The following is a 14,538-nucleotide window of genomic DNA, read 5'->3' on the forward strand; positions in this document are numbered from 1 at the left end:
TAGCCATAAATGCAGGATTTTGGAGTAGAAGCTCTAAAGCAGAATTTAGAGAGCATTCCCTTTAGAATGGGAAGAAACTGGACAGTAGTAAGGCTCAGCAAAGCATTCAGTAGTGAATAATTGACGTAAATAACTTACAAACAATAGCCAAATAGGCTTGTGGAGGAGACATCATGATTCAGCAAACATTAAAGGGTTTTTTCAGAAAAGCTCTATTTGTCGTTTGTTTTGCACCATTAGCTGTAATGGCTCAAGAGTGGCCTAATAAACCCATTACATTTGTGGTTCCATTTCCAGCCGGCGGTGGAACAGATGCATTTGCAAGACCTTTGGCTGCTCAGCTTACTAAGCAGTTGGGCAAGCAAATCGTGATTGATAACCGTGGTGGCGCAGGTGGTACATTGGGCGCATCTATTGCAGCAAAAGCGGCACCAGATGGCTACACATTTTTTATGGGCGCTGCTCATCACGCCATCGCCCCAGCAATGTATCCCAACCTAGACTACGACATTGAAAAGAGTTTTATTCCAGTAGCGATGGTTGCAAATCCACCGCAAGTGATTGTGGTGAACCCAAAGAACGTGCAAGTGAAAGATCTTAAAGAGTTCATTGCACTTCTTAAAAAAAATCCTGGCAAGTTTAACTATGCGAGTGCTGGTAATGGCTCTTCACACCACCTGGCTGGCGAGCAATTTAAAATGCTAACCAAGACTTTTATTACCCATATTCCTTATCGTGGCGCAGGACCAGCAATGCAAGACCTGATTGCTGGTCAAGTAGATATAGAATTTGATGGCTTGGGTTCTTCTGCTGCACAGATCAAGAATGGTTCAATTGTGGCCTTAGCAGTAGCATCACAAAAGCGCGCACCTGGCTTTCCAAACGTCCCTACTGCTGCTGAGGCTGGCTTAGTGGGCTATGAGGTTTCTACTTGGTATGGTTTGTTTGCTCCCAAGGGAACGCCACAGCCGATCGTTGACAAAATGATTGCAGAAGTACAAAAGGCTATTAATACACCGGACATGAAGACGATCTGGACTAACAATGGTTCTGATACGCCTAATTTATCCGGCGATGCATTTGCAAAATTTATTAATGCAGATATAAAGCGTTGGGCTGCGGTTGCTAAAGCTTCTGGCGCTAAGTTGGATTAAGATCGCTTTCCTAAAATGTTTGTTTGATCAGAGGTTCTAATGAATTTGTATTCAGTATTGGAAAAAGGTTTTCCAAAAGATAAAAAAGCCTGCGCTATCGAAACGCATGATGGCCTCTATTACTCTTGGGGGGACCTAGAGCGCGCTACTGCGAAGATGGCCAATCTGCTGAAGAGTTTGCAGTTACCAGCCGGTTCGCGCATAGCAGTTCAGGTTGAAAAATCTCCTGAAGCACTTTTTCTATATTTGGCTACGATTCGTGCCGGTTATGTGTATTTGCCTCTGAATACAGCTTATCAAGCTGCTGAGATGCAGTACTTCATTGAGAATGCTGAGCCTGCAGTAGTGGTTTGCAGCGGAAAAAATTTCTCTTGGGTATCTCAGGTTGCTTTTAAGGCTGGAACCAAACAAGTATTTACTTTAAATGAAGATCGTTCTGGAACATTGTTGGAGCGTGCTGGTAGCTTAAGCGACACCTTCAAGACGGTTGCCACGAAAGATGATGATTTGGCTGCAATCTTGTATACCTCCGGTACTACTGGTCGTAGTAAGGGCGCGATGCTAACCCATCAGAATTTATATAGCAATGCACAGGTCTTGCAAAAGTTTTGGGGTTGGGTAAAAGGCGACGTACTCTTGCACGCATTACCCATCTTCCATGTGCACGGTTTGTTTGTAGCAGCTCATGGCGCATTAATTAATGGCAGCAAGATGATTTGGTTGCCACGTTTGGATGTTACGCAGCTAATGCATCATATGCCTCAATCGACTGTGATGATGGGCGTACCGACTTTCTATGTACGTTTGCTTGCTGATAAAGGCTTCACCAAGAAAGTGGCGCGCAATATGCGCTTATTTATTTCTGGTTCCGCCCCATTGCTTACAGAGACATTTAATACCTTCAAGGATGTCATTGGCCAGCCTATTTTAGAGCGCTATGGCATGAGTGAGACCGTGATGTTGGTTTCTAATCCATATAAAGGTGCCCGCGTAGGGGGTTCTGTTGGTTTGCCATTGCCTGGCGTTAAAGTACGTGTGGTGAATGAAGACAATAAACCTTGTGGTGTTGATGAGATCGGTAGCATTCAAGTTAAAGGTCCGAATATATTTAAGGGTTACTGGCGCATGCCTGAGAAAACCGCCGAAGAATTTACTAAGGATGGCTGGTTCAAGACAGGTGACGTTGGTCGCTGGGGTGGTGATGCCAATGGCGGTAAAGCACCTAAGGATTACTTATGTATTGTTGGCCGCAGCAAAGATTTGATTATTTCCGGTGGCTATAACGTTTATCCAAAGGAGATCGAAAGTTTTATAGATGATATGGATGGCGTTGATGAGAGCGCAGTGATTGGTATTCCGCATCCTGACTTTGGTGAAGCTGTCATGGCTGTGGTGGTAGCCAAGCCTGGAGCTAAGTTAAATGCTGAAGCGATGATTGCCACCTTGAAAACCCAAATTGCTAATTTCAAGATACCAAAGCGTTTAGAAATTGTTTCTGACTTGCCACGTAACGCTATGGGTAAAGTGCAAAAGAATATTCTGCGTCAGCAATACACTGCATAATTAAAAGCCAAATGCCTTGCGGCTTTCATTAAACATGAAGACTGCAAGCATTAATAGCATCACACCAAAGATGCGTTTGAGTTGAGCAACATTCAACTTACGCGCCATCTTTGCTCCAAGTGGAGCAGTGAAAATACTGATCGCCACAATACAGGCCACTGCTGGGACATATACAAAACCCAGAGATCCTGAGGGCAGGTTAGGGTGATCCCAGCTACCATACATATAGCCAATGGTGGCAGCTGCAGCGATTGGAAACCCTAAGCCAGAAGAGGTGGCCATAGCGGTGTGGGGTTTGACATTGCACCAAAGCATAAATGGCACGGTGATAAATGCACCTCCTGCACCAACTAAGCTGGCTAAGCTACCCGCAAATGCCCCAAAAGAAAATAAACCTAGACCGCCTGGCAACTCTCGTCCTGCGCTTGGTTTTTTATTCAGAATCATCTGAATAGAGCTATACACAATAAAGATGGCAAAGAAGAGTGATAACCAAGAGGTGTTGAGTGCTTCAAAGATTTCACTGCCGCCAATCAAACTGCCAATCACTAAACCTGGACTCAAGGCGGCAACAAGTTTCCAGTCAATCGAACCGTGTTTGTGATGCGCCCAAATAGCTGAAGTGGTGGTGAATAGAATAGTCGCCATGCCAGAGGCGATGGCCATGTGCACAATCACTTCTTGGTTAAAGCCTAGGTGATTAAAAACTAAGATCATGAACGGCACCAAAATCATGCCACCACCAATTCCGAGAAGTCCTGCTAAAAATCCAGAGATACTGCCACACAGTATCAGCATCAGGATATCGCTTAGTAACATGAATTCCCCGCCTTGGCCGCTAGGCCGTCATCCTGAACCCAAAGGTTCAAGGTGGAACGGCTACTCTGCTTCGGGTGCATTAAGAGGTTCAGGGAGTGACCAAGTCTGAGTTGGCACTGTGAACTTGCAAAACGCTCACGCCCACAAGGTAAAGATCGTTCCGGATGCTTGCGCATCGGTTCAAGGAACTATTGGCCTTGGCGAACCAGGCAGGGAAAGAGTTTGCAACAAAGTGTCCACTTGTTCTTCAAGCCCACGAATTTCCGCTTGAAGACGAGCTACTTCATGAGAGCTCACATTTGAAGAAGAGCTTTGTTGCGATTGATTTTTCTGCAATGTAATGAAGTCACCTGCAATCTTGAGTGCGGCCATCATGCTGGCTCGTTCAATGCTGCGGTTACCACCGCTAATAGCCAGTTGAATTTGTTCATCGACCAACACACAGGCGGCACGAAGCAGTGGTTCGTGTTCAGTGCTGGTTGCTAGAGTGATCTTTTGACCGGCAAGAGTTACTTCAATGCGTTGTTGGCTCACTGTCGTCCTCTGGATTGGTTGGTGGAATTGCTTCGCCAAGTAAGTTTAGTTGACGACCATCACTTTGTTCTGGCAAGCGACTCAAAATGCGCTGAACCCGTTTTTGAGCATCCTCGATTTTGCCCTCAAGCAGCACATGACTTTGATTGAGATTGCGCACAGCTTCTTGAATTAGTGAAATCTTCTCAGACAGGCGCTGAATGGATGCGCTCAGGGCACCCAGATTTGCATCGCCAGTGAAATGAGAGATAGGCTCGTTCATATTGGCATTGTAGTCTGAAACTAAAGGGTTATTTCATGGCGTAGCGCAAGCCTACAAATACATTGGATCCTGGGTTGGCATAGCCATAATTTGTCTGGTACTGAGAATTAAAGACGTTATTCCAGCGTATAAAAGTGGACAAATTTTTCTCAATTTGGTAGCTGCCGTATAAACCCACTAATGTATAGCTTTGCATGTTGTAGGTATTTGCCGTTTGTGTTCCATTCACGCCACCCCAGCGAGGTCCTGAAAGAGTGATATTGGTCCCCACGTTTAATTTATTTATCTTGTAATCGGCTAAGAAATTACCAACCCAGTTTGCTCGATTTGGCACGTCTAAACCTGTAGTTTGGTCTACAGTGCTCATAGCATCAGCCGATGCTTTTAAAGAAAGATCATTGATTTTTCCATCAACACCCAATGAAGCGCCTTTGATTTGGACTAGGCTAAAGTTCACTGGATGTGATCCAGAATAGTAGGCTGGATTGCCGCAGTTGAAGTCACTGTCATAGCAATTGATTGGCAGAATAAAGTTTTCAATCCTATTTTGATATGCAGTTAAATGGACCCCATAGTTACGAGTCTCATAGTGAATACCTGCTTCAAGGTTTTTATTTGTCTCTGGTTTAAGGTTTGCAGTCCCATATCCTGGGTAATAAAAATCATTAAACGATGGAGCTCTGAAGCCTGTACCGTAATTAATATTTGTTCTTAATTCCTTGGTTATGAAATAACCATAGGCCGCACTATAGGTGACCTTTGATCCATATTGAGAGATTTGATCATTTCTAAGGGCTAGCGTTGCCAGATTATTACCCCGTTTCAATTCGTAAGATCCAGCAATTGAATTAGTTGTGCGCTGTTGATTGATATTAATATTGCTGCAAGCGTTTGGATCTGAAGAGTAGCCACAATAAGTTTGGTATGCAGAGTTATTCATATTTGCATATTGAATATTTCGCTCTAGCAGGACTTGTAATTTATCTGTACCAACTTTGATGTCGTTTTGCCACAGAAAATCGTAAGATGGAGTTACCAGTCGATCATTGCTTTGTGAGGTCAAACTTTGAGAAGCGTTTGTAGAGCTTGATGCCTGAAAGTAGCTTTGCCAGATATCGGAAATTTGATTTTTTGAGTACGCTGAAAAAATGGCGAGTTGATTGATGCCTTGTGCTACCTCTGCATTGCCGCTTAAATATTCATTACTTGGATATTGGTAGCTGTTTTTACTCGCAAATATCTTTAATCCCAGCTCTTGTCCTGCAGACCAAACTGTGGAGAGTGACCCGCTTGCTCCCAAGCGGGTGTATCCCGTTGGCGTGGTTGGGTAAGGTGATGGGAGGGTTGTCGAGTAGTTCGCTCCGCCTCTATAGTGTGGATTATTTGGTGCTACTGTATTAAAGCCTACCGAATTTTCTTGGCTGATGCCTATTGAGTAGTTGGTTGCGCTCTCTTTTCCAAGTGAGCCAGATACTGCTGCATTTGTAATGCTGGTGTTATAGGCCCCATATCCAGCAGATGCTTCAAATTGTGTGGGACCACCACCTTTTTTGGTGAATATTTGCACAACACCGCCCATCGCATCCGAACCATAAAAAGTGCTTTGTGGTCCATAAATAATTTCAATGTGGTCTATGAGAGATAGTGGAATAGCGCTCCAAATTGCCCCACCGCCAGTCGAATCAATTTTGACGCCATCAATCAAAACTAGACTTTGTGCATTGCTTGCACCTCTCAAATAAACGCTCGAAAGGTTGCCTGCACCACCAGAGCTTGATATTTGAATGCCTCGTTGTTGTTGCAGCAAGTCGGGAAGACTAGACTGTGCAGAATTTTCAATTTCTTCCCTGCTGATGTAGGTGAAGTCAGCTAAAACATCATTTCCAGATTTTGGTGTGCGAGTTGCAGTAACAATTACTGGATTGATTGGATCTAGTGAGTTAGTAACTGAAACGCTGGAGTTGTTTTGTGAAATTGCCGTGCTGCTAAGGACAAATAGAGGGAAGCATAGAAATGCGCCAAGATATTTCCTGTTGAACTGCTGTGTCATTTTTGACTTTCTGTTATCAACTGCCTAGCTCACTTCCCCGTAAGCTGGGTCGAACAGAATTTCTCGTGCAGGAGATTGGCGTCAATTTGGCGGCAGGGTTGGACCGAGCGCTGTCATCGGCGCGCGAAGGTCCCCGTCCGCGAAATTCCACCTGTCTTGGCCGGTATCCGGGCTAGTAAATCTCAGAATCTGGCCTTCCCATGCGATTGACGCGCACAGTGGCGTATTTCAGATTCCTGACCTCCAAAATGATTATTTCGGAGGTATTTACTTACCGTTGCGGGGGCAGCACACGTTTAGTGTTTCCCGTTTAACTCTATTGCATTGCAACAAAGCACCACGACTGTTCAATTCTAGCCTACTTAGATGCTGGGTTAGGGTTTTTATCTAGTTATTGGGATAAAAAAGCCTACAATATGAGACCCAGGATGAAGGAATCATGACCGTATTAGATAAGCACCCCGAAAAAAACTTGATTCGGCTTCAGTTGAGGCAAAACTCAGTTCTCAAAAGCCTCAATGAAACTGTGATGGTCGAATTAGAGCGCCATTTAGAGGTCTCGGATCTCAAAAAATCAGAAATACTCTTGCATCAAGGCGATCACCAGATGGAGCAGTATTTTGTGCTGGATGGCATTCTCAAGCGGATTGTTTCCAGTGCAGATGCTAAGGAAATGATTTTGCGTTTTGCGATTGAAAAAGATATTGAAACGAGCTATGCAGCATGGCGCCTAAAGACCGCAGCCCCCTACAGTATTGCCTGTGTAACCAAGGCTCGTGTGGCTCGGATGCCCCTTAAAAAGTGGGCTGAGTTTCTAGATGAACATAAGTCGCTGAAGGAAAGTTTTGAATTTGAGGTCATGCGCTTGATGAGCGAGATCATGGCTCATACCATTACCTTGCATATGCTCGATGCCCCTGGCCGAGTAGAGCGCTTTTTACGCAAATATGAAGATCTCTTTGAGCTTCTCCCCAAAAAAGAGCTGGCCGCCTACCTGAATCTCTCCCCGGAGACTTTGAGTCGCCTCAAAACTAAGCATAAAGAGCTTTTTATATAAGTCTTCTGAAGCCTCATATCTATTTGGATATTGAGGATTTAGGGGGAAATTGACCGAAGTCAATGATGAACCCCCGCTCCAAGCCTAATATTCACCTCAGCCTAAGCGGGGGCAATACCCGTAGTGCGATTAATAACTTTATTGGAGACAGTAGCGCAAGCTAGATTGCATTAGCTCTCATTCGGGGCTATCCGTAATTCACATAAAAATTCTATGACAACAGATAACCAAAACACCCAATTAACTGATGGCTTTCACCTCGTGATCGATGCACTGAAAGCAAACGACCTCGATACGATTTTTGGTCTTGTTGGTATTCCAATTACTGACTTATGTCGTTTGGCTCAAGCAGAAGGTTTGCGTTTTATTGGCTTCCGTCATGAGCAACATGCTGGTAATGCTGCAGCGATTGCAGGTTACATGACCCAAAAGCCGGGTATCTGTATGACTGTTTCTGCGCCAGGTTTCTTGAACGGTTTAACAGCATTGGCTAACGCTACTGTGAACTGCTTCCCGATGATTTTGATTTCTGGCTCAAGCGAACGTGAAATCGTTGACTTGCAACAAGGCGATTACGAAGAGATGGATCAGCTCAATGCTGCTAAGCCTTATTGCAAGGCTGCTTATCGTATCAATCACATTGAAGATATCGGCATCGGTTTTGCTCGCGCGATTCGTGCAGCAGTTTCTGGTCGTCCAGGTGGCGTGTATTTAGATTTGCCAGCTCAGTTGCTTGCTCAAACCATGCCGGTTGAAGAAGCTAAAAAATCGATCTTCAAAGTAATCGATCCAGTTCCACGTCAGATCCCAGCTGCTGATGCAGTTGCGCGCGCATTAGATGTTCTTAAAGGTGCCAAGCGTCCATTGATTCTTTTGGGCAAAGGCGCTGCATATGCACAAGCTGACAAAGAAATTCGTGACTTAATCGAAAAATCGGGCATCCCTTATTTGCCAATGTCCATGGCAAAAGGCTTGTTGCCAGATAACCATCCACAATCAGCATCTGCAGCACGTTCATTTGTATTGGCTGAAGCTGATGCAGTAATGTTGGTTGGTGCACGCTTGAACTGGTTGCTTGCCCACGGTAAAGGCAAGACATGGGGCAAAGATCCTAAGAAATTTATTCAAATCGATATTCAGGCAAACGAAGTGGATAGCAACGTACAAATCGCTGCGCCATTAATTGGTGATATTGGTTCGTGCGTCAGTGAACTCTTGAAGGGTATTGCTTCAGTACCTAAGCCAAGTGCTGAGTGGATCAATGCCATCAATGAGAAAAAAGATAAGAACATGGCAAAGATGGCCGAAACTTTGGCCAAAGAAGCTACGCCGATGAACTTCCACGGCGCATTGCGAGTGATTCGTGATGTGATCAAGAAGAATCCAGATGTGAACTTGGTAAACGAAGGTGCCAACACACTCGACTATTGCCGCGCGATTGTGGATATGTATAAACCTCGTAAACGTTTTGACTCTGGTACTTGGGGCATTATGGGTATTGGTTTGGGCTATGCGATTGGCGCTGCAGTTACTAGTGGTTTGCCAACGGTTGCAGTTGAAGGCGATAGCGCGTTTGGTTTTAGCGGTATGGAATTGGAAACGGTTTGCCGTTACAACTTGCCAATCACAACGGTTGTATTTAATAACAACGGTGTTTACCGTGGAACTGACGTAAACCCAACAGGCGGAGCTGATGTGGCGCCAACTGTGTTCGTGAAAGATGCCCGTTACGACAAGATGATTGAAGCATTTGGTGGCGTTGGTTACTACGTCACCACCCCAGCAGAATTAGAAGCAGCGTTAACTGAAGCGATTGCTGCCGGTAAACCAGCCCTCATCAATGCTGTTATTGATGAGACTGCAGGTACTGAGAGTGGACGTTTAACGAACTTGAACCCATCCACAGCAAGTGCTAAGAAATAAGCTTCGATTGGGAATTCAACACGGTAATAAAAAGTTAATATTTCGAGATTAAATTTAGAAGCAAACAAGAAACATTTAAGGAGAAACAAACATGACTAAACCATTAGACGGTATTCGCATCATTGACTTCACCCACGTTCAAGCGGGTCCTGCATGTACTCAGCTGTTGGCTTGGTATGGTGCAGACGTTATCAAAGTAGAGCGTCCAGGCTCTGGTGACGTAACGCGTAGCCAATTACGTGACATTCCAGGTGCAGATGCTTTGTACTTCACGATGCTCAACGGTAACAAGCGTTCTTTGACGCTCGACACGAAGACCCAAGAGGGTAAAGAAGTGTTAGAAAAAATGATCAAGACTTCTGATGTGATGGTTGAGAACTTCGGCCCCGGTGCTTTGGATCGTATGGGCTTTTCTTGGAAGCGTATTCAAGAATTGAACCCAAAGATGATCATGGCTTCTGTAAAAGGCTTTAGCGATGGCCATTCATACGAAGACTTAAAAGTGTATGAGAACGTTGCTCAGTGTGCTGGTGGCGCTGCTTCTACTACTGGTTTCTGGGATGGTCCTCCTACAGTTTCTGCAGCAGCATTAGGTGACTCTAATACTGGTATGCACTTGGCAATTGGTATTTTGACTGCTTTGATGCAACGTGAAAAAACAGGCCGTGGTCAAAAAGTTTCTTGCTCAATGCAAGACGCTGTATTGAACTTATGCCGCGTGAAGTTGCGCGATCAACAGCGTTTAGACAAAGTGGGTTACTTGGAAGAGTATCCACAGTACCCACACGGCTCATTCACTGACGTAGTGCCACGTGGCGGTAACGCTGGTGGTGGCGGTCAGCCAGGTTGGGTGTTGAAGTGTAAGGGCTGGGAGACTGATCCAAACGCATACATCTACTTCACCATTCAAGGTCATGCTTGGGAGCCAATTACTAAAGCTTTGGGCAAACCAGAGTGGGCAACTGATCCTGCATACATGACTGCCGAAGCTCGTCAAGACAAGATTTTTGATATCTTTGCAACCATTGAAGATTGGCTCAAAGACAAGACTAAGTACGAAGCTGTGGATATCCTCCGCAAGTTCGATATTCCATGTGCTCCAGTGCTTTCCATGAAAGAATTGGCTGCATCACCAGACTTGCGTAAGAGCGGTTCGATCGTTGAAGTTGACCACAAAGTACGTGGTAAATATTTGACTATCGGCAGCCCAATCAAGTTCTCTGATTTGGAAATTGAAGTGAAGCCATCTCCTGTGTTGGGTGAGCACACTGATGAAGTGTTATCTGACCTTGGTTACAGTACGGATGACATCGCTAAGTTGCACGCAGCTAAAGCGGTTTAATAACAATCACAATTGCTGTTCATTTGAAGGCGCTCCTCGTGAGCGCCTTTTTTATTCCCTAGGCAGGATCTGTTAAAGCGCCTTTTGAGCTTGAAAACCCACTGCGATGGCTCCATATGCCCCTAATAAAGGCTTGGTCGTGCTATTTGCTTAAAAATTAGGCATCTATTATTCATCCTGATTTCTCGCTGGTAAAATTGAGTCAATTCAAAATTTTCATTCTTATTAGGACTTAAATCATGGCAAAAGCACTAGAAGGGGTCAAAATCCTCGACTTTACGCACGTTCAATCGGGCCCAACTTGCACTCAGCTGCTGGCTTGGTTTGGTGCAGATGTAATCAAGGTAGAAAAATCAGGCGAAGGGGATGCTACTCGCGGTCAGCTACGTGATATTCCAGATGCGGATAGCTTGTATTTCACAATGCTCAACCACAATAAGCGTTCGATCACTGTCAATACAAAAACCCAAAAGGGCAAAGAAATTCTTGAACGCCTCATTAAAGAGTGTGACGTATTAGTTGAGAACTTTGCCCCAGGTGCACTCGACCGCATGGGCTTTTCTTGGGAGCGTATTCAGGAGCTCAATCCAATGATGATCATGGCTTCTGTAAAAGGCTTTGGCTCTGGTCCATATGAAGATTGCAAGGTCTATGAGAACGTGGCGCAATGTGCTGGCGGTTCTGCATCGACAACCGGTTTTGATGATGGCCCTCCTATGGTGACTGGCGCACAAATTGGTGACAGCGGAACGGGTTTGCATTTAGCTTTAGGTATTGTGACTGCCCTTTATCAGCGCACTCACTCTGGCCGTGGTCAAAAAGTATTAGCAGCGATGCAAGATGCAGTGTTGAATCTGTGCCGCGTGAAGTTGCGTGATCAACAGCGCCTCGAGCGAGTGGGCTTGATGCAAGAGTATCCGCAATTCCCGAACGGCGAGTTTGGCGATGCTGTACCTCGCGCTGGTAATGCCTCCGGTGGTGGTCAGCCAGGCTGGATTGTGAAATGTAAAGGTTGGGAAACTGATCCCAATGCTTACATGTACGTTATAGTGCAAGCCCCAGTTTGGGAGGCGGTCTGTAAAGTCATTGGTCGCGAAGATTGGATTACCGATGTGAGATTTGCTTCGCCAATGGCACGCTTGCCCCATTTGATGGAGATCTTTGGTGAGATTGAAAAGTGGACCATGACTATGACCAAATTTGAAGTCATGGATGTATTGAATCAATACGACATCCCATGCGGTCCAATCTTGTCCATGAAAGAAATCGCTGAAGAGCCTGCACTACGTGCTACTGGTACTGTGGTTGAAGTTGATCATCCTATTCGTGGCAAATACCTCACGGTTGGTAACCCAATCAAGATGTCGGACAGTCCAACTGAAGTTACACGTTCACCTTTATTGGGCGAGCATACCGATGAGATTCTGAGTGAATTAGGTTATTCCACTGATGAATTAATTTCATTACGCCACGATAAGGTGATCTAAGATGCGGGTTGCGTTAATTGGGAGTGCCGATTTTGGTAAAGCTGCCTTAGAGGCTTTTTTGGATCGTGGCGATGAGGTCGTTGCCGTTTTTTGTCCGCCCGACAATCCCAAGTCAACTAAACCAGAGGTACTTAAAGAGGCTGCCTTAGCAAGAGGTTTGAGCCCCTTGCAATTCGCCTCTCTCAAAGGTCCCGAGGCTGCTCAAGCCATGATTGATAGTCAAGCTGATATCTGTGTCATGGCTTATGTATTACAGTTTGTGCCGCAAGAACTTTGCAAGATTCCGAAGCACGGTACGATTCAATACCACCCCTCACTTCTACCAAAATATCGTGGACCAAGCGCTATTAACTGGGCAATTGCTTTGGGCGAAGAAAAAACTGGTCTAACCATTTTCCGTCCATCCGATGGTTTAGATGAAGGTGAAGTCATTCTGCAAAAAGAGGTACCTATTGGTCCTGATGACACATTAGGTAAGATCTACTTTGACCATCTTTTCCCGATTGGTGTGAAGGCATTGCTAGAGACGGCTGATTTGGTAGTTGCAGGCAAACATCAAGAGTTAGTCCAAGATGAATCGCGGGCTAACTATGAAGGTTGGTTTGATGCCAATGCTGCCCAAATTCATTGGGCGACACATATTAGTCAAATCTATAACTTGATTCGGGCATGCAATCCAGCCCCTGGCGCATGGACTGAGTTTGGTGAGCAAAAGGTACAGCTCTACGATTGCCATAAGCATGTCGCAGCTACTTTTAGTGCCGTCAAAGGAAAACCTGGCGAAGTAACGCAAATCACTTTAGATTCTTTCTTCGTCGCCTGTCATGGCGGACAAATTGAAGTGCTCAAAGCTAAGGGTGCGGCAGGGAAAGTCACTGGTGCCGAGTTGGCTAAAGAGTTAAATCTACAATTAGGGCAGTTCTTTACGCTGTAAGACTGCTACTCTTGAGCGCAGCTAATTTTGCCTGATTTAATTGCTTTTAAAAAAGTATCGTAGTCTGCTTCATTTTGCTTGCTATACGAAATAGAAAATTTCACAAGAGCATCATCTAGCGCTTCAGATCTACCGTAATAGCCTGCAAGAACCGCAGGATCGCCTGATCTGGCATGTGCGTTTGCCAAAGCCCATCCAAAAAGTTTTGCAAAATCAGGAAATACTTTAGTGTTAATGCCATCACCGCCTATAGAAATGCCACCCTTCATATCGCGTAACTGACGGATATAAAAATCTACCTCAACGGTTTTTCCAAAGCCAAGAAATAGATCTGGGGCGCCTTGAATAAGGCATTGTCCATAAACCACTCGTTCACCCTCGGTACTAAACTGCTCATTTGGAAAGAAGGGAGATAGAACAGATTTTTGAGCTTGCTTAAATTGTAGAAATAATGGGTCGTGTATATCCAGACCCTGGAGGTATAGGGCCCAACATGAAGTGCCCACGCTACCAACCCCGACTACTTTTCGCACCCAATCAATTAATTTATAGCGATTTAATAAATGGCGACGATCTGACAATAAAGATATTGTGTAGGTTTGCAATGCTTGGTCAAGTAGGTCTATAACCGGTCCACCCCCAAATGCAGAGATCTCGGCATGTACTATTAGCGGTAGACGTTCAATAAAGCGGGGCCCCTTTGGCGTTTCCTCTATAAACTTTTCTGTAATATAGTGATTCGTATTTGTTCGCGCCCTATCAAGTAATCTATGCAAGTATTTTTGGCTAGCTGTTCTCGCATTTCTGGCAGCAGTCAGCACTAAGACTTTATCGTCGATATAACTACGCTTTAGATCTACATATGGAATAGCCGCATATCGATGAAGGTAGTTTCGATAGGTCGAAGAAATATTTCTAACAATCATTTCTCCGTAAGCTTGATCTTGGCCTAATAGTTGGGAGGCAATCAATGCGCTTGCTGTAAGGCGTTTTAAGTCCCAGTCAAAATTTCCAGGTAGCGTTTCATCAAAATCATTGATTCCAAAAACTAGCTGATGTTCGGTAGTGGAAAAGAAGCCAAAGTTACTTACATGCATATCACCACATAATTGAACGGTGATCGGAGGGCTTGGCAAGCTGGATAAATCCTTGGCCATAATAGCGGCACCACCCCTAAAGAAGGCGAATGGATCGACTGCCATACGCGCATGGCGAATTGGAATGTACTCTGGAATTCGGGTTTCAGCTTGTGCAAGCAATATATCAATTGGGGATTGACGTTTACTTTCTACATGAAAGTGCCCGATTGCAGATCGGCTGACTTGTTTGCGAATCGACCTGCCTAAGTCATGACGTGCCTGTAGACTTGGATTTTTTTTAAGAAATGATTCGTAGATTTTGCTTGGCATATTT

11 protein-coding genes, 1 other RNA gene, 1 pseudogene and 1 riboswitch are annotated in these 14,538 nt (G+C 44.9%); of the genes and pseudogenes, 7 read left to right on the plus strand and 6 right to left on the minus strand.

Features of this window, described 5'->3' with window-relative positions:
• The first annotated feature begins 173 nt into the window (after positions 1-173).
• Together ICN35_RS02305 and ICN35_RS02310 are read left to right on the plus strand one after the other, a co-directional pair.
• The gene (locus ICN35_RS02305; RefSeq protein ID WP_216123958.1) at positions 174-1,154 is read left to right on the plus strand and encodes a tripartite tricarboxylate transporter substrate binding protein; all 981 of its coding nucleotides are present in this window, start codon (positions 174-176) and stop codon (positions 1,152-1,154) included.
• 39 nt (positions 1,155-1,193) lie between these two features.
• The gene (locus tag ICN35_RS02310; RefSeq protein WP_216123960.1) at positions 1,194-2,717 is read left to right on the plus strand and encodes a malonyl-CoA synthase; all 1,524 of its coding nucleotides are present in this window, start codon (positions 1,194-1,196) and stop codon (positions 2,715-2,717) included.
• On the opposite strand, the gene ICN35_RS02315 is transcribed toward ICN35_RS02310, so the two are convergent.
• From ICN35_RS02315 to ICN35_RS02335, 5 genes and pseudogenes are all read right to left on the minus strand, one after another.
• Complete coding sequence (locus tag ICN35_RS02315) at positions 2,718-3,536, minus strand: sulfite exporter TauE/SafE family protein (protein WP_216123961.1); 819 nt, start codon at positions 3,534-3,536, stop codon at positions 2,718-2,720.
• Positions 3,537-3,755, minus strand: a non-coding RNA gene (gene ssrS, locus ICN35_RS02320) — 6S RNA. It lies immediately after the preceding gene.
• 99 nt (positions 3,756-3,854) lie between these two features.
• Positions 3,855-4,070: pseudogene (locus tag ICN35_RS11470) on the minus strand (cell division protein ZapA); the annotation flags it as partial.
• Positions 4,051-4,332 (minus strand): hypothetical protein, encoded by a 282-nt coding sequence (locus ICN35_RS02330; protein ID WP_215296609.1) that lies wholly within the window; start codon positions 4,330-4,332, stop codon positions 4,051-4,053. The pseudogene ICN35_RS11470 and the gene ICN35_RS02330, both read right to left, overlap by 20 nt.
• A 28-nt stretch (positions 4,333-4,360) precedes the next feature.
• Positions 4,361-6,382 carry a TonB-dependent receptor domain-containing protein gene (locus tag ICN35_RS02335; RefSeq protein WP_216123962.1) on the minus strand — a complete coding sequence of 674 codons (2,022 nt, stop codon included), beginning with the start codon at positions 6,380-6,382 and terminating at the stop codon, positions 4,361-4,363.
• A gap of 140 nt (positions 6,383-6,522) precedes the next feature.
• Positions 6,523-6,739: riboswitch (cobalamin riboswitch) on the minus strand.
• A gap of 82 nt (positions 6,740-6,821) precedes the next feature.
• Here ICN35_RS02335 and ICN35_RS02340 point away from each other — a divergent pair.
• The 5 genes from ICN35_RS02340 to ICN35_RS02360 all read left to right on the plus strand — a co-directional run bounded on the left by ICN35_RS02340 (position 6,822) and on the right by ICN35_RS02360 (position 13,125).
• Positions 6,822-7,439, plus strand: a complete 618-nt coding sequence (locus tag ICN35_RS02340; protein WP_216123963.1) for a Crp/Fnr family transcriptional regulator — start codon at positions 6,822-6,824, stop codon at positions 7,437-7,439.
• 213 nt (positions 7,440-7,652) lie between these two features.
• The gene (gene oxc / locus ICN35_RS02345; protein WP_216123964.1) at positions 7,653-9,362 is read left to right on the plus strand and encodes an oxalyl-CoA decarboxylase; all 1,710 of its coding nucleotides are present in this window, start codon (positions 7,653-7,655) and stop codon (positions 9,360-9,362) included.
• 91 nt (positions 9,363-9,453) lie between these two features.
• Positions 9,454-10,704, plus strand: a complete 1,251-nt coding sequence (gene frc / locus ICN35_RS02350; protein WP_215296613.1) for a formyl-CoA transferase — start codon at positions 9,454-9,456, stop codon at positions 10,702-10,704.
• Positions 10,705-10,943: 239 nt separating this feature from the next.
• Positions 10,944-12,191 (plus strand): formyl-CoA transferase, encoded by a 1,248-nt coding sequence (gene frc, locus ICN35_RS02355; RefSeq protein ID WP_216123965.1) that lies wholly within the window; start codon positions 10,944-10,946, stop codon positions 12,189-12,191.
• A 1-nt stretch (position 12,192) separates the two neighbouring features.
• Complete coding sequence (locus ICN35_RS02360) at positions 12,193-13,125, plus strand: methionyl-tRNA formyltransferase (RefSeq protein ID WP_216123967.1); 933 nt, start codon at positions 12,193-12,195, stop codon at positions 13,123-13,125.
• 5 nt (positions 13,126-13,130) lie between these two features.
• On the opposite strand, the gene ICN35_RS02365 is transcribed toward ICN35_RS02360, so the two are convergent.
• The gene (locus ICN35_RS02365) at positions 13,131-14,534 is read right to left on the minus strand and encodes a DUF2252 domain-containing protein (protein WP_216123969.1); all 1,404 of its coding nucleotides are present in this window, start codon (positions 14,532-14,534) and stop codon (positions 13,131-13,133) included.
• Between the last annotated feature and the right edge of the window lie 4 nt (positions 14,535-14,538).

This window comes from Polynucleobacter sp. es-GGE-1, from assembly GCF_018882005.1.
Classification (GTDB): Bacteria; Pseudomonadota; Gammaproteobacteria; order Burkholderiales; family Burkholderiaceae; genus Polynucleobacter.

Bases quoted from the DNA above. Each gene is read 5' to 3' on its own strand.
- oxc (WP_216123964.1), top strand. From the start codon at position 7,653: ATGACAACAGATAACCAAAACACCCAATTAACTGATGGCTTTCACCTC.
- ICN35_RS02305 (WP_216123958.1), top strand. From the start codon at position 174: ATGATTCAGCAAACATTAAAGGGTTTTTTCAGAAAAGCTCTATTTGTC.
- ICN35_RS02330 (WP_215296609.1), bottom strand. From the start codon at position 4,332: ATGAACGAGCCTATCTCTCATTTCACTGGCGATGCAAATCTGGGTGCC.
- ICN35_RS02335 (WP_216123962.1), bottom strand. From the start codon at position 6,382: ATGACACAGCAGTTCAACAGGAAATATCTTGGCGCATTTCTATGCTTC.
- ICN35_RS02365 (WP_216123969.1), bottom strand. From the start codon at position 14,534: ATGCCAAGCAAAATCTACGAATCATTTCTTAAAAAAAATCCAAGTCTA.
- frc (WP_216123965.1), top strand. From the start codon at position 10,944: ATGGCAAAAGCACTAGAAGGGGTCAAAATCCTCGACTTTACGCACGTT.
- ICN35_RS02340 (WP_216123963.1), top strand. From the start codon at position 6,822: ATGACCGTATTAGATAAGCACCCCGAAAAAAACTTGATTCGGCTTCAG.
- frc (WP_215296613.1), top strand. From the start codon at position 9,454: ATGACTAAACCATTAGACGGTATTCGCATCATTGACTTCACCCACGTT.
- ICN35_RS02310 (WP_216123960.1), top strand. From the start codon at position 1,194: ATGAATTTGTATTCAGTATTGGAAAAAGGTTTTCCAAAAGATAAAAAA.
- ICN35_RS02315 (WP_216123961.1), bottom strand. From the start codon at position 3,536: ATGTTACTAAGCGATATCCTGATGCTGATACTGTGTGGCAGTATCTCT.
- ICN35_RS02360 (WP_216123967.1), top strand. From the start codon at position 12,193: ATGCGGGTTGCGTTAATTGGGAGTGCCGATTTTGGTAAAGCTGCCTTA.